The 18,806-nt window shown below is 59.4% G+C and carries 20 protein-coding genes; 11 read left to right on the forward strand and 9 right to left on the reverse strand.

Going from position 1 to position 18,806, the window contains the following annotated elements; translation table 11 throughout:
• Window positions 1-3: 3 nt before the first annotated feature.
• From SP68_RS13110 to SP68_RS13130, 5 genes are all read left to right on the forward strand, one after another.
• Window positions 4-888, forward strand: coding sequence for a dihydrodipicolinate synthase family protein (locus tag SP68_RS13110; protein WP_008804958.1), 885 nt, complete (start codon window positions 4-6; stop codon window positions 886-888).
• A gap of 76 nt (window positions 889-964) precedes the next feature.
• Window positions 965-2,374, forward strand: coding sequence for a sodium:solute symporter family protein (locus SP68_RS13115; protein ID WP_004151621.1), 1,410 nt, complete (start codon window positions 965-967; stop codon window positions 2,372-2,374).
• A gap of 3 nt (window positions 2,375-2,377) precedes the next feature.
• Window positions 2,378-3,544, forward strand: coding sequence for a sialidase family protein (locus tag SP68_RS13120; RefSeq protein ID WP_016160991.1), 1,167 nt, complete (start codon window positions 2,378-2,380; stop codon window positions 3,542-3,544).
• Window positions 3,541-4,014 carry a NanQ anomerase/TabA/YiaL family protein gene (locus tag SP68_RS13125; protein WP_008804960.1) on the forward strand — a complete coding sequence of 158 codons (474 nt, stop codon included), beginning with the start codon at window positions 3,541-3,543 and terminating at the stop codon, window positions 4,012-4,014. Before SP68_RS13120 ends, SP68_RS13125 begins: the two co-directional genes overlap by 4 nt.
• A complete protein-coding gene (locus SP68_RS13130; RefSeq protein WP_004183978.1) occupies window positions 4,011-4,688 on the forward strand; it encodes an SDR family NAD(P)-dependent oxidoreductase in 678 nt (225 codons plus the stop codon). The genes SP68_RS13125 and SP68_RS13130 overlap by 4 nt, the downstream gene beginning before the upstream one ends.
• A gap of 63 nt (window positions 4,689-4,751) precedes the next feature.
• Here SP68_RS13130 and SP68_RS13135 read toward each other — a convergent pair whose 3' ends face one another.
• Window positions 4,752-5,543: a PhzF family phenazine biosynthesis protein gene (locus SP68_RS13135; protein WP_012968269.1), complete on the reverse strand. Its 792-nt coding sequence runs from the start codon at window positions 5,541-5,543 to the stop codon at window positions 4,752-4,754.
• A 201-nt stretch (window positions 5,544-5,744) separates the two neighbouring features.
• Between SP68_RS13135 and SP68_RS13140 the strand changes: the two genes are divergently transcribed.
• Window positions 5,745-6,944 (forward strand): sugar transporter, encoded by a 1,200-nt coding sequence (locus tag SP68_RS13140; protein WP_008804962.1) that lies wholly within the window; start codon window positions 5,745-5,747, stop codon window positions 6,942-6,944.
• Between the two features lie 70 nt (window positions 6,945-7,014).
• Here the strand turns inward: SP68_RS13140 and SP68_RS13145 are convergent, their stop codons facing one another.
• A complete protein-coding gene (locus SP68_RS13145; protein WP_002904403.1) occupies window positions 7,015-7,683 on the reverse strand; it encodes a MarC family NAAT transporter in 669 nt (222 codons plus the stop codon).
• A gap of 261 nt (window positions 7,684-7,944) precedes the next feature.
• Here SP68_RS13145 and marR point away from each other — a divergent pair, with 261 nt between their 5' ends.
• The 3 genes from marR to marB are packed head-to-tail and all read left to right on the forward strand — an operon-like array spanning window position 7,945 to window position 9,032.
• Complete coding sequence (marR, locus tag SP68_RS13150) at window positions 7,945-8,379, forward strand: multiple antibiotic resistance transcriptional regulator MarR (protein ID WP_008804963.1); 435 nt, start codon at window positions 7,945-7,947, stop codon at window positions 8,377-8,379.
• A gap of 19 nt (window positions 8,380-8,398) precedes the next feature.
• The gene (marA, locus tag SP68_RS13155; RefSeq protein ID WP_002904397.1) at window positions 8,399-8,773 is read left to right on the forward strand and encodes an MDR efflux pump AcrAB transcriptional activator MarA; all 375 of its coding nucleotides are present in this window, start codon (window positions 8,399-8,401) and stop codon (window positions 8,771-8,773) included.
• A gap of 40 nt (window positions 8,774-8,813) precedes the next feature.
• Window positions 8,814-9,032, forward strand: a complete 219-nt coding sequence (gene marB, locus SP68_RS13160) for a multiple antibiotic resistance protein MarB (protein WP_008804964.1) — start codon at window positions 8,814-8,816, stop codon at window positions 9,030-9,032.
• Between the two features lie 45 nt (window positions 9,033-9,077).
• On the opposite strand, the gene eamA is transcribed toward marB, so the two are convergent.
• Window positions 9,078-9,977, reverse strand: coding sequence for an O-acetylserine/cysteine exporter (eamA, locus tag SP68_RS13165; protein ID WP_008804965.1), 900 nt, complete (start codon window positions 9,975-9,977; stop codon window positions 9,078-9,080).
• Window positions 9,978-10,171: 194 nt separating this feature from the next.
• Between eamA and ydeE the strand changes: the two genes are divergently transcribed.
• Together ydeE and SP68_RS13175 are read left to right on the forward strand one after the other, a co-directional pair.
• Window positions 10,172-11,365: an efflux MFS transporter YdeE gene (gene ydeE, locus SP68_RS13170; RefSeq protein ID WP_040968495.1), complete on the forward strand. Its 1,194-nt coding sequence runs from the start codon at window positions 10,172-10,174 to the stop codon at window positions 11,363-11,365.
• 129 nt (window positions 11,366-11,494) lie between these two features.
• A complete protein-coding gene (locus tag SP68_RS13175; protein WP_012541779.1) occupies window positions 11,495-11,977 on the forward strand; it encodes a helix-turn-helix domain-containing protein in 483 nt (160 codons plus the stop codon).
• Between the two features lie 35 nt (window positions 11,978-12,012).
• On the opposite strand, the gene urtE is transcribed toward SP68_RS13175, so the two are convergent.
• The 6 genes from urtE to SP68_RS13205 all read right to left on the reverse strand — a co-directional run bounded on the left by urtE (window position 12,013) and on the right by SP68_RS13205 (window position 18,772).
• Entirely contained in the window at window positions 12,013-12,711 is a 699-nt protein-coding gene (gene urtE / locus SP68_RS13180) for an urea ABC transporter ATP-binding subunit UrtE (protein ID WP_008804968.1), read from the reverse strand.
• 9 nt (window positions 12,712-12,720) lie between these two features.
• The gene (urtD, locus tag SP68_RS13185) at window positions 12,721-13,518 is read right to left on the reverse strand and encodes an urea ABC transporter ATP-binding protein UrtD (protein ID WP_002904321.1); all 798 of its coding nucleotides are present in this window, start codon (window positions 13,516-13,518) and stop codon (window positions 12,721-12,723) included.
• A complete protein-coding gene (gene urtC / locus SP68_RS13190; protein ID WP_008804969.1) occupies window positions 13,518-14,591 on the reverse strand; it encodes an urea ABC transporter permease subunit UrtC in 1,074 nt (357 codons plus the stop codon). Before urtC ends, urtD begins: the two co-directional genes overlap by 1 nt.
• Complete coding sequence (urtB, locus tag SP68_RS13195; RefSeq protein ID WP_040968494.1) at window positions 14,591-16,165, reverse strand: urea ABC transporter permease subunit UrtB; 1,575 nt, start codon at window positions 16,163-16,165, stop codon at window positions 14,591-14,593. The genes urtC and urtB overlap by 1 nt, the downstream gene beginning before the upstream one ends.
• A gap of 61 nt (window positions 16,166-16,226) precedes the next feature.
• Window positions 16,227-17,498, reverse strand: a complete 1,272-nt coding sequence (gene urtA / locus SP68_RS13200) for an urea ABC transporter substrate-binding protein (protein ID WP_012968272.1) — start codon at window positions 17,496-17,498, stop codon at window positions 16,227-16,229.
• A gap of 170 nt (window positions 17,499-17,668) precedes the next feature.
• Window positions 17,669-18,772: a cobalamin-independent methionine synthase II family protein gene (locus SP68_RS13205; protein WP_012541782.1), complete on the reverse strand. Its 1,104-nt coding sequence runs from the start codon at window positions 18,770-18,772 to the stop codon at window positions 17,669-17,671.
• Window positions 18,773-18,806 lie beyond the last annotated feature (34 nt).

Genomic DNA, 18,806 nt, shown 5'->3' on the forward strand with positions numbered 1-18,806 from the left:
AAAATGAGGAGAGCCATTAGCGGCGTACTCACCGCCATCGTCACCCCTTTTACCGCCGAGGGAGCCCTTAACCTGCCAGCGCTACGCCAGCAGGTGCAGCGCCAGCTCGCCGCAGGCAACGGGATTTTCTGCGGCGGCACCAATGGCGAGTTTTTTGTCCTCAATGAGGAGGAGAAGATCGCCGTCGCCAGAACCTGCGTGGAAGAAGCCGCCGGACGCGCGCCGGTGGTAGCGCATATCGGGGAGATTTCCACCCGTGAGACTCGCCGGCTGGGCCAGCAGATCGCCCGCCTCGGGGTTGACGCGGTATCGGCCATTACCCCGTGGTTCGTACCCTTGAAGCAGGAAGAGCTGATTAACCACTATACGGCGATCGCCGACGCGCTGAGCGTCCCGCTTTTTCTTTATAACATTCCCGCCCGCACCGGGAACACCATTGCTCCGGAGACGGCACGCCAGCTGGCCCGACACGAGAATATCGTCGGCATTAAGGACAGCGCCGGCAGCTACGATAGCCTGAAAGGCTTTCTTGACGCGGTACGCGACATTGACGGTTTCGACGTTCTGAACGGGCCGGACTCCCTTATCCATCAGGGGTATGTCGACGGCTGTTCGGCCTGCATCTCAGGGCTTGCCAACGTCGCCCCCGCTGAAATCAACGCGATCTGGTCGCTGTTTCACGCCGGAGATATCGCCGGATCGCGCCAGGCGCAGGAGCGCGTGACGGGCCTGCGCACCGATCTGTATAAGGTGGCGTTCTCACCCGCGGCAGTGAAAAAAGCCCTGCAACTGATGGGTCATGAGGTGGGCGACAGCCGCTACGCGGTGCAGTTCAGTGACCAACAGCTGCAGCAGATACGCGACATCATCGCTCGTTATTTAGCGTAATACTTGCTGCGCTTTTTTAATAAAACAGACCGGGTACCGCCGTGCCCAGGATTCGTACGCCCAGAGAGAGGCTAAGATGAATCATTTTACCGCTGAAGATACCTTTATTATTGTCGGCATTGTTATTGCCTATATTCTGTTTACCACCTGGCTGACATTCCGTATTCGTAGTAAAAATTCCGGGGATTTTATGGAAGGCTCGCGCGCCATGCCGGCCTTTATTGTCGGTATATTACTGATGTCAGAATATATTGGCGCCAAATCGACCATCGGTACTGCCCAGGCCGCCTTTGAGAGCGGAATTGCCGCCTCGTGGTCCGTGCTGGGGGCAGCCATCGGCTTTCCGCTGTTCGGTTTAATCCTGGTGAAACGCATCTATAACACCGGAAAAATTACCATTTCCGGCGCCATCGCTGAAAAATATGGCAACAGTACCAAAAATATTATCTCCCTGATTATGATTTATGCGCTGCTGCTGGTTAACGTGGGCAACTACGTCAGCGGTGCCGCAGCCATCTCCACCGTATTAAAAGTGAATTTACCGGTAGCCGCCTTTATTACCGCCATTGTGAGTACCTTTTATTTCGCGTTCGGCGGCATGAAGGGCGTCGCGTGGGTCACCATGTTACACAGCGCGTTGAAATACGCCGGTCTGCTGATCATTCTGGGTTTTGCCCTGTCCAAAACCGGCGGCTTCTCGCCGATGATGGAGAAGATGCCGGATTATTACTGGACATGGGATGGCAACATTGGTGCTGGCACGATCTTCGCCTGGCTCATCGGCACTATCGGCTCCATTTTTTGCACCCAGTTTGTCATTCAGGCCATTAGCTCAACCAAAGACGTTCGGTCAGCGAAACGCTCCACCTGGATCGCCTTCTTTTTCTGCCTGCCTATCGCCTTTGCCATCGCCATTATCGGCGTCGCGGCGAAATACCTGCATCCCGAGATCAACAGCCTGTATGCCCTCCCGGTCTTTCTGCAGGACATGAACCCGTGGCTGGCAGGTCTGGTGACAACGTCACTTGTGGCATCGATTTTCGTCAGCGTAAGTACCGTAGCCCTGGCCATTGCCTCGCTGGTGGTGAAGGATTTTTACGTACCATGGCGCAACCCAACGCCGGACCAGGAGTTCAGAGCCACACGCTGGGCGTCGCTCATTATCGGCTTCCTGCCGCTGATCTTTGTGCTGCTGGTACCGGAGGTGCTGAAACTCTCCTTCTTTACCCGCGCCATTCGCCTCTCCATTACCGTGGTGGCGGTCATCGCCTTCTATGCCCCCTTCTTCAGAAGCACTCGGGGCGCGAATGCCGGCCTGATCGGCGCCTGTGTGGTGACGTCCGTCTGGTATTTACTCGGCGACCCGTTCGGCATCAATAACATGTATGTCGCCCTGGCAACCCCGGCCATCATCATGGTGATTGACCGCCTGATCCCAAATAAATCACAACCATCCCCCGCCCCAGTTGAGCAACGTGGAGTATAAAACATGACCGTAATTCCGCCTTTTGACGGCGTCATTCGCCAACACCAGCAAGATGAACACATCGCATGGGCAATGCTTCCCTGCGCCTGCCCGCAGAACCATGCCGCCAATCTGCTGCCGCTGGATGACGGCAGCCTGATGTGCGTCTGGTTTGGCGGCTCCCAGGAGGGAAAAGCCGATATCTCTATCTGGGGATCGCGGTTAGCCCCCGGCAGTGACCGCTGGAGTGAGGCAGTCAAGCTATCTGATGATCCAGACCGCTCAGAACAAAACCCGGTGCTATTTCAGGCGCCCGATAACGTGCTGTGGCTGTTGTGGACAGCGCAATTTGCCGGAAACCAGGATACCGCCATTGTGCGCTACCGCCTCTCCCACGATGGCGGACGAAGCTGGGGGGCCATCGATACGCTGCTGGATCAACCGGGTACCTTTATTCGCCAGCCAATAAGCGTTATGTCTGACGGCAACTGGCTGCTGCCGGTCTTTTACTGCCGTACCGAACCCGGCGAGAAATGGGTGGGTAACAATGACGTCAGCGCGGTGAAGATCTCTTCAGACTGCGGAAAAAGCTGGCGTGACGTGGCGGTCCCGGAGAGCCTGGGTTGTGTCCATATGAGTATCACTCCGCTTCCGGACGGCAGACTGGCAGCCTTCTTCCGCAGCCGCTGGGCGGATCATATCTGGTTCAGCCAGTCCAGCGACCAGGGAGAGAGCTGGTCTGCGCCGGTACCGACGACGCTTCCGAACAACAACTCGTCCATTCAGGCGACCACCCTGGACAATGGCGAACTGGCGCTGGTGTTCAATAATATGAGCGCCGCCGGCGCCACGGAACGCCGCGCCTCGCTGTATGATGAAATTGCTGACGACGATGGCCGTAGGGAGCCGGAAGCGACCGGGAAAAGCGCCTTCTGGGGCGCACCACGCGCGCCGATGACCGTCGCTATTTCAGCCGATGGTGGTGAAAGCTGGCCGTGGCTGCGCAATCTCGATGAGGGTGACGGCTACTGCATGACCAATAATTCGGAGCAGAAGCTGAACCGGGAGTTCTCCTACCCCAGCATCAAACAGGGAGCAGACGGTAATTTGCATATCGCCTACACCTGGTATCGCCAGGCGATCAAGTATGTTCGTGTCTCGCCACAGTGGGTAAAAGGAGAAAGCGCATGATTATCGGTAATCTGCAGGCGCTGCAGCAGGCTGGTCTGCCGCCGGCGTTAAAGCAGCTATTGAGCAGCGAGGCCTGTTCGCTGGCTGCCCTCAGTGCCAGAGAGAATGGCCGCTTCCAGCCCGACGGTGCGCCGTGGTTCTGCACCCTCAGCGTGGTGCAAACCCAGCCTGCGGCCGAGCGGCATACGGAATATCATCGCCAGTGGGCGGATATTCAGGTCATCCTGGCCGGCGAGGAGCGGATCCAAGCGGGCATGGCTCCCGCGATGCGCCCGGAAGATAATGAGCTTAAGCCCGACCTCTATATATGTCAGCCGGCCCCGGAGAGTGTCTCTATTCTGCTGCGTCCCGGCGACTTCGCGGTCTTTTACCCCGGCGAACCGCACCAGGCGCTGTGTGCGGTTTCGACGCCAGCGCCGGTCAGAAAGGCGGTATTCAAAATCCCCGCTGAGATGCTGGAGGCGCGATGAAGCGGGCAATGGTAACCGGGGCCAGCTCCGGGATCGGCGCCGCAGTGGTGAGGCAGTTGCTGGCGGACGGCTGGCAGGTGATCGGCATGAGCCGTTCGCTGCCGCCCTTCTCACAGCCGAACTTTCGCCATCTGATGGTCGACGTCAGCCAACGCAGCGCGCTGCTGGCGGCGCTGGAGCAGATTGAGCCCCCTCAGGCCATCATTCACGCCGCGGGTTCAATGGCGGCCGCCACTCTGGGCAATCTGGACCCTCAGCGCAGCGAGTCGCTGTGGCGTTTACACGTCGATGCGGCTCAGACATTGGTCAATCACTTCGCCCCGACCATGGGGCCAGGCGGGAGGATCGTTCTGCTGGGAAGCCGTACGTCACGAGGCGCCGCTGGTCGCTCGCAGTATGCGGCCACCAAAGCCGCGCTGGTCGCTCTCGCCAGGAGCTGGGCGGCAGAGCTGGCGCCTGCCGGGGTGACGGTCAACGTCGTGGCTCCCGGGGCAACCGATACGCCGATGCTTCATCAGCCAGGCAGAGAAAGTTCCCCGCCGCGGCTTCCGCCGCTTGGGCGACTCATTACTCCGCAGGAAGTGGTCTCTCTGGTGAGCTGGTTGCTGAGCGAGGGCGCATCGGCGATGACCGGACAGGAGCTGGTGATGTGTGGCGGCGCATCGCTGGGCTGATGCTATGTCGCCCCGGGGAGCGGAAGTAGATTACCGCTCCCCGGGGCGATGCGGTGGCGATGATTAACGCAGGTAAACCGTTCCGCGCAGATAGGTGGTGGCCTGGCCGCTAATCAGCACCCTGTCGCCCTGCCACTGGCAGCGCAGGTCGCCGCCGCGGGCGGAGACCTGGCGCGCCATCATGGTGGTTTTCCCCAGCTTTTCGCCCCACCAGGGGATCAGCATGCTGTGGGCGGAGCCGGTCACCGGATCCTCTGGCACCCCTTCTCCCGGGCAGAAGAAGCGGCTGACAAAGTCATACTCCTCATCCGGCGCGCTGACGCAGATCATTTTGCCGAGCTTCTGCAGACGTGCCATATCGGTCTGCACCGCTTCAACCTGCTGGCGATCCGCCAGCACGACCAGATAATCACGCCCTTCCCGCACCTCGACGGCAGACTCAAGCCCCAGTCCGGCCAGCAGATCCGCCGGCGGGTTGTCCACCGGGGTGGTCGTCCACGCCGGGAAGTCGAGCGTCAGCCAGTCGCCGCTGCGGGTCACCCGCAGTTCACCGACAAAACGGGTGCTGAAGGTAATCGTCGCCGAGGGATGGTCAAGATACTCGAAAATAACATGCGCCGTCGCCAGGGTGGCGTGGCCGCAGAGGTTGATCTCGCCCAGCGTGGTAAACCAGCGCAGCTCATAGCCTTCGTCGGTGTGGACGAAAAACGCCGTTTCGGACTGGTTATGCTGTTGGGCCATTTTCAGCAATACATCGTCCGCTAACCACTCGCTGAGCGGGCAAACGGCCGCGGCATTACCGCCAAAGTTTTTATCGCTGAAGGCATCGACCAGATAAAATTGAATTTCCTGCATACACTGTCCTTACTTTTTTTACTTTCCTTCAACATGACATAAAAGCGCTCCCCTGACACTATCCATAGCAAAATTAATTGCTTAACCGCGGCCAGCCACTTGCAGCGAAATGAGATGCAGATCACAAAATGATTGTCTTTTCGCCAGTAATCGTTTTAAGATCACCGTCACATCTTCCCTTGAATCACCCGTCCAGAGCTTATGACTACGAATACGGTCTCACGCAAGGTAGCGTGGCTACGTGTCGTGACGTTGGCCATCGCCGCGTTTATTTTTAACACCACAGAATTCGCCCCTGTCGGTCTGCTGTCCGATATTGCCGGCAGCTTCGGCATGGAAACCGCCCAGGTGGGCATGATGCTCACCATTTATGCGTGGGTGGTGGCGCTGATGTCGCTGCCGTTTATGCTGCTGACCAGCAAAATGGAGCGCCGGCGGCTGCTCATCGGCCTGTTTATTCTGTTTATTGCCAGCCACGTTCTGTCGTTTTTTGCGTGGAGTTTTGACGTCCTGGTGATTAGCCGCATTGGCATCGCTTTTGCGCATGCGGTTTTCTGGTCGATTACCTCAGCGCTGGCCATCCGTATGGCGCCGCCTGGCAAACGGGCGCAGGCGCTGAGCCTGATCGCCACCGGTACAGCCCTGGCGATGGTGTTCGGTATTCCGATTGGCCGCATCATCGGCCAGTATTTTGGCTGGCGAATGACCTTCCTGGCGATTGGCCTCGGCGCGTTAGCCACCCTTGCCTGTCTGGTAAAACTGCTGCCGACGCTACCGAGCGAACATTCTGGCTCGCTGAAAAGCCTGCCGGTGCTGTTCCGCCGCCCGGCGCTGGTCAGCGTTTATATTCTGACCGTGGTGGTGGTGACCGCCCACTATACCGCCTACAGCTATATCGAGCCCTTTGTCCAGACGGTGGCGGGCCTGAGCGGCAACTTTGCTACCGTGCTGCTGTTGATCCTCGGCGGGGCCGGTATTATCGGCAGCATTCTGTTCGGTAAGCTCGGCAACCAGCACGCTTCCGGGCTGATTAGCATCGCTATCGGCCTGCTGCTGGCCTGCCTGCTGTTGCTCCTGCCTGCCTCGGACAATGCACATCATCTGATGCTGCTCAGTATCTTCTGGGGCGTGGCGATCATGATTATCGGCCTCGGTATGCAGGTAAAAGTGCTGGCTTCCGCGCCGGATGCCACCGACGTCGCCATGTCCCTGTTCTCGGGCATCTTTAATATTGGTATTGGCGCTGGCGCGCTGGTGGGCAGCCAGGTGAGTCTGCATCTGTCGATGGCTTCCATCGGCTACATCGGTGCCATCCCGGCGCTGGCCGCGCTGGTATGGTCTCTGATGATCTTCCGCCGCTGGCCGGTATCGCTGGAAGACCATCAACCGCACCACTCCTGAGTTACCGCGATAAAAAAGCCTGCCGGCATGGCTACCGGCAGGCTGTTGTCTCTCATCCCATCCGGGGCGATCAGGGGTGCCAGGTCGAAATGATCTCCAGCACGCCATTAATAATAAACTGCACGCCCATACAGACCAGCAGGAAGCCCATCAGCCGCGAAATGGCCTCGATGCCGCCTTTGCCTACCAGACGCATAATCGCGCCGGAACTGCGCAGACAAGCCCACAGAATCACCCCTAACAGCAAAAAGATGATCGGCGGCGCCGCCAGTACCACCCACTCCGGGAAGTCCACGCCGTGCTTAACGGTCGAGGCGGAGCTAATAATCATCGCGATGGTTCCCGGACCGGCGGTGCTTGGCATCGCCAGCGGCACAAAGGCGATATTGGCGGTCGGTTCATCCTGCAGTTCTTCCGATTTGATCTTCGCTTCCATCGAATCGTGGGCTTTTTGCTGGGGGAACAGCATGCGGAAACCGATAAAGGCCACAATCAATCCCCCGGCGATACGCAGCCCAGGTATTGATATGCCGAATGTATTCATCACCACCTGACCGGCATACCACGACACCATCAGAATGGCGAACACATACACCGATGCCATCAACGCCTGCTTGTTCCGCTCGGCGTTGTTCATATTGCCCGCCAGGCCGAGGAACAGCGCCACGGTTGTGAGTGGGTTTGCCAGCGGTAAAAGCACCGCCAGGCCAAGCCCTATTGCTTTAAACAAATCGAACATAGTTAATTAAAGTCCCGTTAATATTCATTTTTTAAGTATTGTTTCGTTCCGTGAGTATACCGGCTTCGACACTTTCGCCGCCAGCCTGCTGATAAACCACTTCCGCTAAAAATTAACAAGCGTTAGCAAAACCACAAACAGTGACCCACGTCAGATTTTTTTATTTTAGCAAATCGTGGCATCGGCCAATTCATAATGTTGACTTATGATTGCCTGGGCAATAGTATCACCTGCAACTAATTACTTGCCTGGGCAACCATCATGAAAAGTACCAGCGACCTGTTTAATGAAATGATCCCGTTGGGCCGCTTGATCCAGATGGTTAACCAGAAAAAAGATCGCCTGCTCAACGACTACCTCTCACCCATGGATATTACCGCGACCCAGTTTCGCGTGCTCTGTTCCATTCGTTGCGAGGTATGTATTACCCCCGTTGAGCTGAAAACCGTGCTTTCCGTCGACCCGGGCGCGATGACGCGTATGCTCGACCGCCTGGCGTGCAAAGGCTGGATTGAACGGTTACCCAACCCCGCTGACAAGCGCGGCGTGCTGGTGCAGTTGACACCGGACGGCGCAGCCCTTTGCGAGCAGTGTCATCAGGTTGTGGGTCAGAAGTTACACCAGGAGTTAACAAAAAATCTGTCGGCGGACGAAGTCGTCGCGCTTGAGCAACTACTCAAGAAGGTCCTGCCGTAAAATAAGAAGAGGTAAGATGATGTCCAGACGTAATAATGACGCCATCACTATCCATAGTATTTTGTCGTGGATCGAGGATAACCTGGAATCGCCCCTGTCGCTGGAAAAAGTGTCTGAGCGTTCAGGTTACTCCAAGTGGCACCTGCAACGTATGTTTAAGAAAGAGACCGGCCATTCCCTCGGCCAGTACATCCGCAGCCGCAAGCTGACGGAGATTGCGCAAAAGCTCAAGCAGAGCAATGAGCCCATTTTGTACCTGGCGGAACGCTACGGTTTCGAGTCGCAGCAGACCCTGACGCGAACGTTCAAGAACTATTTCGATGTTCCGCCCCACAAGTATCGCATAACGAATGTACCTGGCGAATCCCGCTATCTGCATCCGCTAAATAACTGATGTTAATCGCCTGTATTATCAAAGACGTATTGAGGAAATCATGAAACTATTCGCTGCCGCAGCTATCGTACTCCTGTCGCTGGTCTCCAGCCTCAGCTATGCGGAGCAAAACACCACGCCGGTGCGTCAAAACCAGCGTGATACAATGATTATCCCTTCGGAACATAACGATTCGCCATTTGATTTCAATCATATGGCGGCTGGCAGTGATAAATCCGACGAACTGGGCGTGCCGTACTATCAGCAGCACGACCTGTGATGCCATTACACGCATAATTGTGTAGCCCCTTCTTCGGGGCTTTTTTTATCCGCGCGCCATACCCGGCCGCACCAGACGTAAGCCGAAGACGTTAATATAGAGCCCGGCCATAATCAGTACCGCCCCGGTGAGCTGCAGTCCGCTCAGCGTCTCCCCCAGCAACAGCGCAGCGCTGGCCATCCCCACCACCGGCACCAGCAGCGACAGCGGCGCCACCCGCCAGGTCTCATAGCGCCCCAGCAGCGATCCCCAGATACCATAGCCGACGATAGTGGCGATAAACGCCAGATAGAGCAGCGACAGTATCGTCAGCAGATCGATGTGTTGCAGGCTAGCCAGCATGGTCTGCGGGCCATCAATCAGCCATGAGGCCAGCATAAACGGCAGCACCGGGATCAACGCGCTCCACACCACCAGCGACATAATGGGCGGCCGGGCGGCATGCGACATGATTTTCTTGTTGAAGATATTACCGCAGGCCCAGCTGAGCGCCGCCGCCAGGGTCAGCATAAAGCCCACCAGCGGCACATGCTCCCCGCCAAGGCTGCCCTCCACCAGCACCAGCACGCCAAAGATCGCCAGGGCGATCCCCGCCAGCTGCTTGCCCTGCAGACGTTCGCCAAAGACGAAGGCGCCGAGAATGATGGTGAAGAAGGCTTGCGCCTGCAGCACCAGCGATGCCAGCCCGGCAGGCATACCCAGGCCGATAGCGCAGAACAGAAAGGCAAACTGACCAAAGCTAATGGTCAGGCCATAACCCAGCAGCAGGCGCAGCGGGATGGCAGGCCGGGACACAAACAGCAGCGCCGGGAAGGCGACCAACATAAAGCGCAGCCCCGCCAGCATCAGCGGCGGCATATTGTGTAATCCCAGCTTAATCACCACAAAGTTAAGCCCCCACACCACCACTACCAGCAGCGCCAGCAGTCCATCTTTCCTCGTCATACCCTGCCTCTGTCGTTATTAGAATTTTTGTGAACAAAATCAAAGTAACCAAAAAGCGGCCGTCGGGATAGATCATTATTTTTGGCAGGCCAGGAAGTGCGCCCGGCGACCGGGCTGACCTGTACAAGGCGTAATGAGCGTGTTATTTGTGATCGAAGACATAAAATTATAACAACATGACAGGCAAGGAAATCATGATCACCACTCTCAGGCGCTCCACCATCGCGCTGCTGGCATCGTCGTTACTGCTAACTATTGGCCGAGGGGCCACACTGCCGTTTATGACTATCTACCTCACCCGACGTTATCAGCTGGATGTCGATGTGATTGGCTACGCGTTGTCGCTGGCGCTGGTGGTCGGCGTGCTGTTCAGCATGGGCTTTGGCATCCTCGCGGATAAGTTCGACAAAAAGCGCTATATGGTGTGGTCAGTGCTGGTGTTTATTCTGGGATTTAGCGCGATACCGCTGGTCAATAACGCTATCCTGGTGGTGATCTTCTTTGCGTTGATCAACTGCGCCTACTCGGTGTTTTCCACCGTGCTAAAAGCCTGGTTCGCCGACCGACTGACGCCGGAGAAAAAAGCGCGTATCTTCTCGCTGAACTATACCATCCTCAATATCGGCTGGACCGTCGGGCCGCCCATCGGCACACTGCTGGTGATGCACAGCATCAATTTGCCGTTCTGGCTGGCGGCCGCCTGCGCCGCCTTTCCATTGGTGTTTATTCAGCTGTTTCTCCAGCGGGAGGTGGTCGTGGCCCAGCCGGGCGCTGTCGCCTGGTCTCCCTCGGTGTTGCTGCATGACCGGGCGCTGCTGTGGTTTACCTGTTCCGGGCTGCTGGCCTCCTTCGTCAGCGGCGCTTTCGCCTCCTGTCTCTCGCAGTATGTGCTGGTGGTCGCCAGCAGTGACTTCGCCGAGAAAGTGGTGGCCGTGGTGCTGCCGGTTAACGCCGCGGTGGTGGTCGCTTTGCAGTACGCGGTTGGCCGGCGGCTGAGCGCCAGAAATATTCGCCCGCTGATGACCTTCGGCACCGTCTGCTTTGTTATCGGCCTCGTGGGCTTTATGTTCTCTGGCGCCAGCCTGTGGGCGTGGGGGATCTCGGCGGTGATCTTCACCCTCGGGGAAGTGATTTATGCCCCCGGGGAGTATATGCTGATTGACCATATTGCCCCGCCGGGGATGAAGGCTAGCTACTTCTCCGCCCAGTCGCTGGGGTGGCTGGGCGCGGCATTCAACCCGATGTTCACCGGGATGATCCTCACCCATCTGCCACACTGGTCGCTTTTTGTCATTCTTATCGTGGCGATTGTCGCCGCCTGGCTGATGATTTTCCGCGGGATGAATGCCCGTCCCTGGCAGCCGGATTGTCCGCTGGCTAACGCCTGACACCAGCTGGCATGCGGCTGTCGGGTTGATGTCGGGCCGTTGTCGGGTCGCTGTCGTGGTGGCTGGCGGCCCGGTTCACCATACTCCATCACAGGTTTACATCCGCAGAACGTCATGGAGCATACGAATATGAACAGCAACAATCAGGTCAAACAATTACGGCTACAGCGCGCCTGGTCCCAGGAGCAGCTGGCCGAAATGGCGGGTCTCAGCGTCCGCACGATCCAGCGCATTGAGAATGGCGAACGCCCGGGGCTGGAGACCCTCAGCGCCCTCGCCGCGGTCTTTGAGGTCACGGTGGCCGAGATCGGCGGCGAAGCCTCGCGGGAGGGTGCGCCGGGCCCGGAAGCCTCGCTGGATCTGCGCATAGAGGAAGCCAAAGCGCGGGTGCATCAGGAGAGCCGCTTTTTCCGTTCGCTGTCGGTGGCGCTGGTGGTTTGCGTGCTGCTGGCGGTGCTTAACCGCTTCACTAATCCGCAGTACTACTGGTCCGGCTGGGTCGCCCTGATCTGGGGCGCCCTGCTGGTGGTGAGAGGATTACGCCTGTTCGTGTTCGGCGAATGGATCAAAAACTGGCGCCAGGCGCGCCTGCAGCGGCTGTTGCGCAAATAGCCCGCAAACCGGCGGCGCGCACGCCGCCGGCCTGGTCAGATGGTCACCATGGCGCGCACGCCGTCGCTCTCCATATCACCGCCCTTGCCCTGCTGGACGATGGCGCCGCGCGACATCACCAGGTAGTGGTCCGCCAGCCCGGCGGCAAAGTCATAGAACTGCTCCACCAGCAGGATTGCCATATCCCCGCGGCTCGCCAGCTGGCGGATCACCTCGCCAATCTCTTTGATAACCGAAGGCTGGATCCCCTCGGTGGGTTCATCGAGGATCAGCAGCTGCGGACGGCTGGCCAGCGCGCGGCCAATCGCCAGCTGTTGCTGTTGACCGCCGGATAAGTCACCGCCCCGCCGCTGCTTCATGGTCTTGAGCACCGGGAAAAGCTGGTAGATCTCCTCCGGCACCTGCTGCGCTTCGCGGGCGGGAAAGCGCGACAGCCCCATCAGCAGGTTTTCTTCCACCGTCAGGCGCGGAAATATCTCGCGCCCCTGGGGGACGTAGGCGACCCCGGCCTGCACCCGCTGGTGCGGTTTGCGATGGGTGATGTTCTGATCCTGCCAGCGTACCTCACCGCTGCGCGCCGGGATCAGCCCCATCAGGCATTTCAGCAGCGTGGTCTTACCGACGCCATTGCGCCCCAGCAGGCAGGTGACTTCGCCCTGACGGGCGGAAAAATCCACCCCACGCAAAATATGGCTGCCGCCGTAGTATTGATGTAGCTGACTCACCTGTAACATTGGCGCTCCTTAACGTCCCAGATAAACTTCAATGACCTGCTCATTGGCCTGCACCTCCCGCAGCGATCCCTCCGCCAGCACCTGGCCCTGATGCAGGACCGTCACCCGGTCGGCGATGGTCTCGACAAATCCCATGTCGTGCTCCACCACCATCAGGGAGTGCTGTCCAGCCAGGGTACGAAACAGCTCCGCCGTATACTCCGTTTCCGCATCGGTCATGCCGGCCGCCGGCTCATCAAGCAGCAGCAGATGCGGCTCCTGCACCAGCAGCATGCCGATCTCAAGGAACTGTTTCTGGCCATGGGACAGCAGACCGGCCTGGCGGTAGCGCTCGCCGTCGAGACGCAGCAGGCGCAGTACCTCATTCAGCCGATCGTCCTGTTCGCTGCTCAGCCGGGCGCGCAGGCTGGCCCACACCGATTTATCTCCCTTCATCGCCAGGGCGAGATTTTCCGCCACCGTCAGCGCTTCGAAGACCGTCGGCTTCTGAAACTTGCGCCCGATGCCCTGGCGGGCGATGGCCACCGGGTCAAGAGTGGTCAGATCCACCGACTGGTCATAGAGCGCTTTGCCGCTTTGCGGCCGGGTCTTGCCGGTGATCACGTCCATCAGGGTAGTCTTGCCCGCCCCGTTGGGGCCGATCACGCAGCGCAGTTCGCCGACGCCTATCGCCAGCGACAGATCCGTCAGCGCCCGGAAACCGTCAAAGCTGACGTTGATATTCTCCAGCTGCAGCACCGGATCGGTTTGTTCGCGAAAGCGATCGCCGGGCAGCTGACGGGTAAACAGTCCTTCATCCGGTTGCATTAGCGGTCTCCTCGACGCAGCAGGCCCATCACTCCGCGGGGTAAAAACAGGGTCACGATGATGAAGATGAGGCCCAGAAACAGCTGCCAGTACTCTGGCATCGCCACGGTGAAAATGCTTTTCGCGCCGTTGACCAGACCGGCGCCAAGCACCGGGCCGATCAGCGTGCCGCGGCCGCCGAGCGCCACCCAGATGGCGGCCTCGATGGAGTTGGTCGGCGACATTTCGCTGGGGTTGATGATCCCGACTTGCGGGACATATAACGCCCCCGCCAGACCGCAGAGCACCGCCGACAGCGTCCATACCAGCAGCTTGAAGCCGCGCGGGTCGTACCCGCAGAACATCAGCCGGTTTTCGGCGTCACGTACCGCGGTGAGGATCCGGCCAAACTTACTCTGCGCCAGCGCCGAGCCCAGCCACAGGGTCAGCAACAGCAGCAAAACCGTGGCCATAAACAGGGTGGCGCGGGTGCCGGTGGCGGTGACCGGAAAACCCAGCAGCGTGGTAAAACCGGTGAAGCCGTTGTTGCCGCCAAACCCGGTCTCGTTGCGAAAGAACAGCAGCATACCGGCATAGGTCAGGGCCTGGGTCATGATCGAGAAATAGACCCCTTTGATCTTCGAGCGAAAGGCAAACCAGCCGAAAACCAGGGCCAGCAGACCGGGAACCAGCACCACCAGCGCCATCGCCCAGGCGAAATGCTGCGTGCCCCACCAGAACCAGGGCAGCTCGCTCCAGGAGAGAAAAGACATAAACGCCGGCAGACCGTCGCCCGCCGCCTGGCGCATCAGGTACATCCCCATGGCGTACCCGCCGAGGGCAAAGAAGATCCCGTGCCCCAGCGACAGCATGCCCGCATAGCCCCAGACCAGATCCAGCGCCACCGCCACAATGGCGTAGCAGAGGATTTTGCCGCTCAGCGTCAGCAGCCAGCTCGGCACCGCCAGCGGATGCGAGGCCGGCAGCAGCGCCAGGAATGGCATACTCAGCAGCCCCAGCACCAGCAGGATCCCCAGCCAGCGCAGAGGCCGCGGCGCGCGCTGCGCCAGCGTTAAGGTGATTGGTTGGCTCATCAGTCAATAACCCTCCCTTTCAGCGCGAACAGACCCTGCGGGCGTTTCTGAATAAACAGAATAATCATCACCAGGATCAGGATTTTGCCCAGCACCGCGCCCATTTGGGGTTCGAGAATTTTGTTGAAAATGCCCAGTCCAAAGGCCGCCGCCACGCTGCCGGCCAGCTGGCCGACGCCGCCCAGCACCACCACCAGAAACGAGTCGATGATGTATCCCTGACCCAGTTCAGGCCCGACGTTGCCAAGCTGCGACAGCGCCACGCCGCCCAGCCCGGCAATACCGGAGCCGAGGCCAAAGGCCAGCATATCCACCCGCCCGGTAGGCACGCCGCAGCAGGCGGCCATCGCCCGGTTCTGCGTCACGGCGCGGACGTTCATCCCCAGACGGGTACGGTTCAGGATGAGCCAGGTAAAACACAGCACCAGCAGGACGAACGCCAGCACCGCCAGCCGGTTCCACGGCAGGATCAGGTTCGGCAGGACCTGCACGCCGCCGGAGAGCCAGGCCGGGTTTGCCACCTCCACGTTCTGCGCGCCAAACAGCATCCTCACCAGCTGGATAAGCATCAGGCTGATCCCCCAGGTGGCGAGCAGCGTTTCCAGCGGCCGACCATACAGATGACGAATAATGGTGCGCTCCAGCGCCATGCCGATCCCGGCGGTCACCAGAAACGCCACCGGCAGCGCGACCAGCGGATAAAAGGCCAGCCATTGCGGCGCGAGCTGCGCCAGCGCCTGCTGTACCAGCCAGCAGCTGTAGGCGCCGATCATTAACATCTCACCGTGGGCCATGTTAATCACCCCCAGCAGGCCATAGGTGATCGCCAGCCCCAGCGCGGCCAGCAACAGCACCGATCCCAGCGACAGCCCCATAAAGGCCTGACCCAGCAGATCGCCGAGCAGCAGACGATGTTTGATCTTTTGCAGGCTGTCGCTGGCCGCCTCGCGCACCGCCGCATCCGGCTCATGCTGGGCATCGGTAAAGGGGATCAGCAGCGCCTGGGTTTCCGGGTCCGCGGAATGGCCGAGCAGCGTCACGGCGGCCAGCCGCGCGCTGGCCTCAGGCTGAGTGAGCTGCAGGCGCGCCAGCGCCACCTCCAGCAGACCCCGCACATTATCATCGGTTTCCGCCTGCAGCCGCTGTTGCAGCAGCGCGGCCATGGCCGGGGTCGCTTCCCGCTGTAGCGTTCGTGCGGCGGAAGCTCTCTCCGTGACGTTGTCACTTAAAATAAGGTGGCTGGCCAGCGCGCCAGCAGCCAGATTGCGTAGCCGGTTGGTCAGACGGACCGGTCGGGTTTCGCCCTGCGGCGCGGCGGCAGCGCCCAATGGCTGTAATCCGCCCTGTCGGGTGCGGAAAGCATGTTTTCCGTCGTCCATCACCAGGCTCTCGGTGGTCAACGCCCGCAGCAGCGGCAGACGATCCGCCTGCGGCGCTGCCGCCCACTGGGTCAACAGCTGCGCCTGCTGGCTGCGGCTGGCGGCAACAAAGTCGTCCGCCTCCGCGGCCTGCGCCCGCCATGGCAGCAGGATCAACAGTAGCGCCAACACATTCATGAGACGCAATGCGTTCATGTCGTTCTCCTCTGGTCAGCAGCCGACGGGCGCTATGCTCCAGCCCCGTCGGCCCTGGCGCTTACTGGCTGACGGTTTTCACCGGATGGTCAGGTTTCTTATCGTTACCGGGGATCCACGGACTCCACGGCTGCGCGCGGACGGGTTTATCGGTTTGCCAGACCACGTTGAACTGACCGTTGCCTTCAATTTCACCGATCATCACCGGCTTATGCAGATGATGGTTAGTGGCATCCATGGTCAGGGTAAAACCGGACGGCGCGTTGAAGGTCTGCCCGGCCATCGCCTCGCGCACTTTATCGACATCGGTGGTGCCCGCTTTGGTCACCGCCTGCGCCCACATATGCAGACCCACCCAGGTCGCTTCCATCGGATCGTTGGTTACCACCGTATCGGCATTCGGCAGCTTGTGCGCTTTGGCGTACGCGCGATAGTCGGCGACGAAGGCTTTGTTGGTCGGATTATCGACGGACTCAAAGTAGTTCCATGCCGCGAGGTTGCCGACCAGCGGTTTGGTATCGATGCCGCGCAGCTCCTCTTCCCCCACCGAGAAGGCCACCACCGGCACATCGGTCGCTTTCAGACCCTGGTTAGCCAACTCTTTGTAGAACGGCACGTTGGAATCGCCATTGATGGTGGAGACCACTGCCGTTTTGCCACCGGCGGAGAATTTTTTGATATTGGCGACGATGGTCTGGTAATCGCTGTAGCCGAACGGGGTGTAGACCTCCTCGATATCTTTGTCCTGGATCCCTTTGGCATGCAGGAAGGCGCGGAGGATCTTGTTGGTGGTGCGCGGATAGACGTAGTCCGTCCCCAGCAGGAAGAAACGTTTGGCGCCGCCGCCATCCTCACTTAGCAGGTATTCCACCGCCGGGATAGCCTGCTGGTTAGGCGCCGCGCCGGTATAGAAGACGTTGGGGGACATCTCTTCCCCTTCATACTGCACCGGGTAGAACAGCAGGCCGTTCAGCTCCTCAAACACCGGCAGCACCGATTTACGTGAGACCGATGTCCAGCAGCCAAACACCACCGCCACTTTATCCTGGGCCAGCAGCTGGCGTGCCTTCTCGGCAAACAGCGGCCAGTTGGAGGCCGGGTCGACCACCACCGGCTCCAGCTTCTTGCCCAGTACCCCGCCTTTGGCGTTGATGTCGTCGATGGCCATCAGCGCGACGTCCTTCAGCGGCGTTTCGGAAATCGCCATCGTTCCCGAGAGCGAATGCATGATCCCGACTTTGATGGTGTCGGCGGCATAGGCCTGGAATGAAAGACCCATAGCCATTACAGAGGCGGAGAGTGCAAAAGCTTTTAATAACGTTCTACGTTGCATGATTCACTCCTGAGTAGCGCAAAAATAAAGAATTAACAGCTAACCAGAGGTGATAAGGCAAAAACGGTGCCAGGTTGTGAAAACAGCAGGATGCGGGACAGGTGGGCGGCGGAGACGGTGGGGACGGCAGCGTTGCCTCATCACGGTGCAACGCTGCGCTAAGAAAGTTATTACCAGACGTCGGCGGCGATCGACGTCACCAGTCGGACTTTTTGCCACTGCTGGTCTTCGCTGAGGGCATTGCCCTCTTCCGTAGAGGCGAAACCGCACTGCGGACTCAGGCAAATCTGCTCGAGCGGCACATACTGCGCGGCCTCAGCGAGACGCGCTTTCACCCCCTGCGGATTCTCCAGCTCGCCATTTTTGGTGGTGATCAGTCCGAGAACCACCTGCTGATGGCCAGGACGAATAAAGCGCAGCGGCGCGAAATCCCCGGAGCGGTCGTTGTCGTACTCAAGGAAGAAGGCATCGACATTGACGCCGCCAAACAGCACCTCGGCCACCGGCTCGTAACCGCCTTCCGAGATCCAGGTTGAACGGAAGTTACCCCGACAGACGTGCAGGCCCACCGTCAGATCGGCCGGCTTACCTTCCAGCGCCTGGTTCAGCACCCGGGCATAAATGCGCGCCAGCGCATCCGGATCGTCGCCGCGCTCGCGTACCTGCTGACGCTGGGCATCGGAGCACAGGTAGGCCCACACGGTATCGTCCAGCTGCAGATAGCGGCAGCCGGCGTCATAAAACGCGCGGATCGCGTCGCGCCAGGTGGTGGCCAGATCGTCGAAGTAGTCGCTAAGATCCGGGTAAACGGTGGCATCAATATCTTTCCGCCCGCCGCGGAAGTGCAGCACGCTCGGGCTGGGAATGGTCATCTTCGGCTGCGCGTCGCCGCTGATGCTTTTCAGATAGCGGAAGTCCTCCAGCATCGGGTGGTCGCCAAACGCCAGCTTGCCGGTGACGCGAACGCCGTGCGCTTTGGTCTGCACGCCGTTAAACTGGATCCCCTGCTCGGCATCGTAACGTTCAACGCCCTGCAGGCCATCGAAGAAATCGAAATGCCACCATGCGCGCCGAAACTCACCGTCGGTGACCACATGCAGGCCGCAGTCGCATTGCTGCTGAACCAGATGACGGATCGCGTTATTCTCAATTTCGCGTAGCTGACCGGCGTCGATAATCCCCTCAGCCAGCTGCTGACGCGCCTGTTTAATGCTGTCCGGGCGCAAAAAACTGCCGACGATGTCTGCGCGGAACGGGGCCTGTTGACGTTGCATGCTGTCTCCTTAGCGGTGGGCGCGTTAGTTGCCC

Source organism: Klebsiella variicola (assembly GCF_000828055.2).
In the GTDB taxonomy this organism is placed as follows: Bacteria; Pseudomonadota; Gammaproteobacteria; order Enterobacterales; family Enterobacteriaceae; genus Klebsiella; species Klebsiella variicola.

Excerpts from the sequence above, each read along its gene's own strand:
- SP68_RS13130 (WP_004183978.1), top strand. The coding sequence starts at position 4,011 with ATGAAGCGGGCAATGGTAACCGGGGCCAGCTCCGGGATCGGCGCCGCA.
- SP68_RS13135 (WP_012968269.1), bottom strand. The coding sequence starts at position 5,543 with ATGCAGGAAATTCAATTTTATCTGGTCGATGCCTTCAGCGATAAAAAC.
- SP68_RS13120 (WP_016160991.1), top strand. The coding sequence starts at position 2,378 with ATGACCGTAATTCCGCCTTTTGACGGCGTCATTCGCCAACACCAGCAA.
- SP68_RS13115 (WP_004151621.1), top strand. The coding sequence starts at position 965 with ATGAATCATTTTACCGCTGAAGATACCTTTATTATTGTCGGCATTGTT.
- marA (WP_002904397.1), top strand. The coding sequence starts at position 8,399 with ATGTCCAGACGTAATAATGACGCCATCACTATCCATAGTATTTTGTCG.
- SP68_RS13110 (WP_008804958.1), top strand. The coding sequence starts at position 4 with ATGAGGAGAGCCATTAGCGGCGTACTCACCGCCATCGTCACCCCTTTT.
- urtC (WP_008804969.1), bottom strand. The coding sequence starts at position 14,591 with ATGAGCCAACCAATCACCTTAACGCTGGCGCAGCGCGCGCCGCGGCCT.
- marB (WP_008804964.1), top strand. The coding sequence starts at position 8,814 with ATGAAACTATTCGCTGCCGCAGCTATCGTACTCCTGTCGCTGGTCTCC.
- eamA (WP_008804965.1), bottom strand. The coding sequence starts at position 9,977 with ATGACGAGGAAAGATGGACTGCTGGCGCTGCTGGTAGTGGTGGTGTGG.
- SP68_RS13205 (WP_012541782.1), bottom strand. The coding sequence starts at position 18,772 with ATGCAACGTCAACAGGCCCCGTTCCGCGCAGACATCGTCGGCAGTTTT.
- ydeE (WP_040968495.1), top strand. The coding sequence starts at position 10,172 with ATGATCACCACTCTCAGGCGCTCCACCATCGCGCTGCTGGCATCGTCG.
- urtE (WP_008804968.1), bottom strand. The coding sequence starts at position 12,711 with ATGTTACAGGTGAGTCAGCTACATCAATACTACGGCGGCAGCCATATT.
- urtA (WP_012968272.1), bottom strand. The coding sequence starts at position 17,498 with ATGCAACGTAGAACGTTATTAAAAGCTTTTGCACTCTCCGCCTCTGTA.
- marR (WP_008804963.1), top strand. The coding sequence starts at position 7,945 with ATGAAAAGTACCAGCGACCTGTTTAATGAAATGATCCCGTTGGGCCGC.
- SP68_RS13145 (WP_002904403.1), bottom strand. The coding sequence starts at position 7,683 with ATGTTCGATTTGTTTAAAGCAATAGGGCTTGGCCTGGCGGTGCTTTTA.
- urtB (WP_040968494.1), bottom strand. The coding sequence starts at position 16,165 with ATGAACGCATTGCGTCTCATGAATGTGTTGGCGCTACTGTTGATCCTG.
- SP68_RS13140 (WP_008804962.1), top strand. The coding sequence starts at position 5,745 with ATGACTACGAATACGGTCTCACGCAAGGTAGCGTGGCTACGTGTCGTG.
- SP68_RS13125 (WP_008804960.1), top strand. The coding sequence starts at position 3,541 with ATGATTATCGGTAATCTGCAGGCGCTGCAGCAGGCTGGTCTGCCGCCG.
- SP68_RS13175 (WP_012541779.1), top strand. The coding sequence starts at position 11,495 with ATGAACAGCAACAATCAGGTCAAACAATTACGGCTACAGCGCGCCTGG.
- urtD (WP_002904321.1), bottom strand. The coding sequence starts at position 13,518 with ATGCAACCGGATGAAGGACTGTTTACCCGTCAGCTGCCCGGCGATCGC.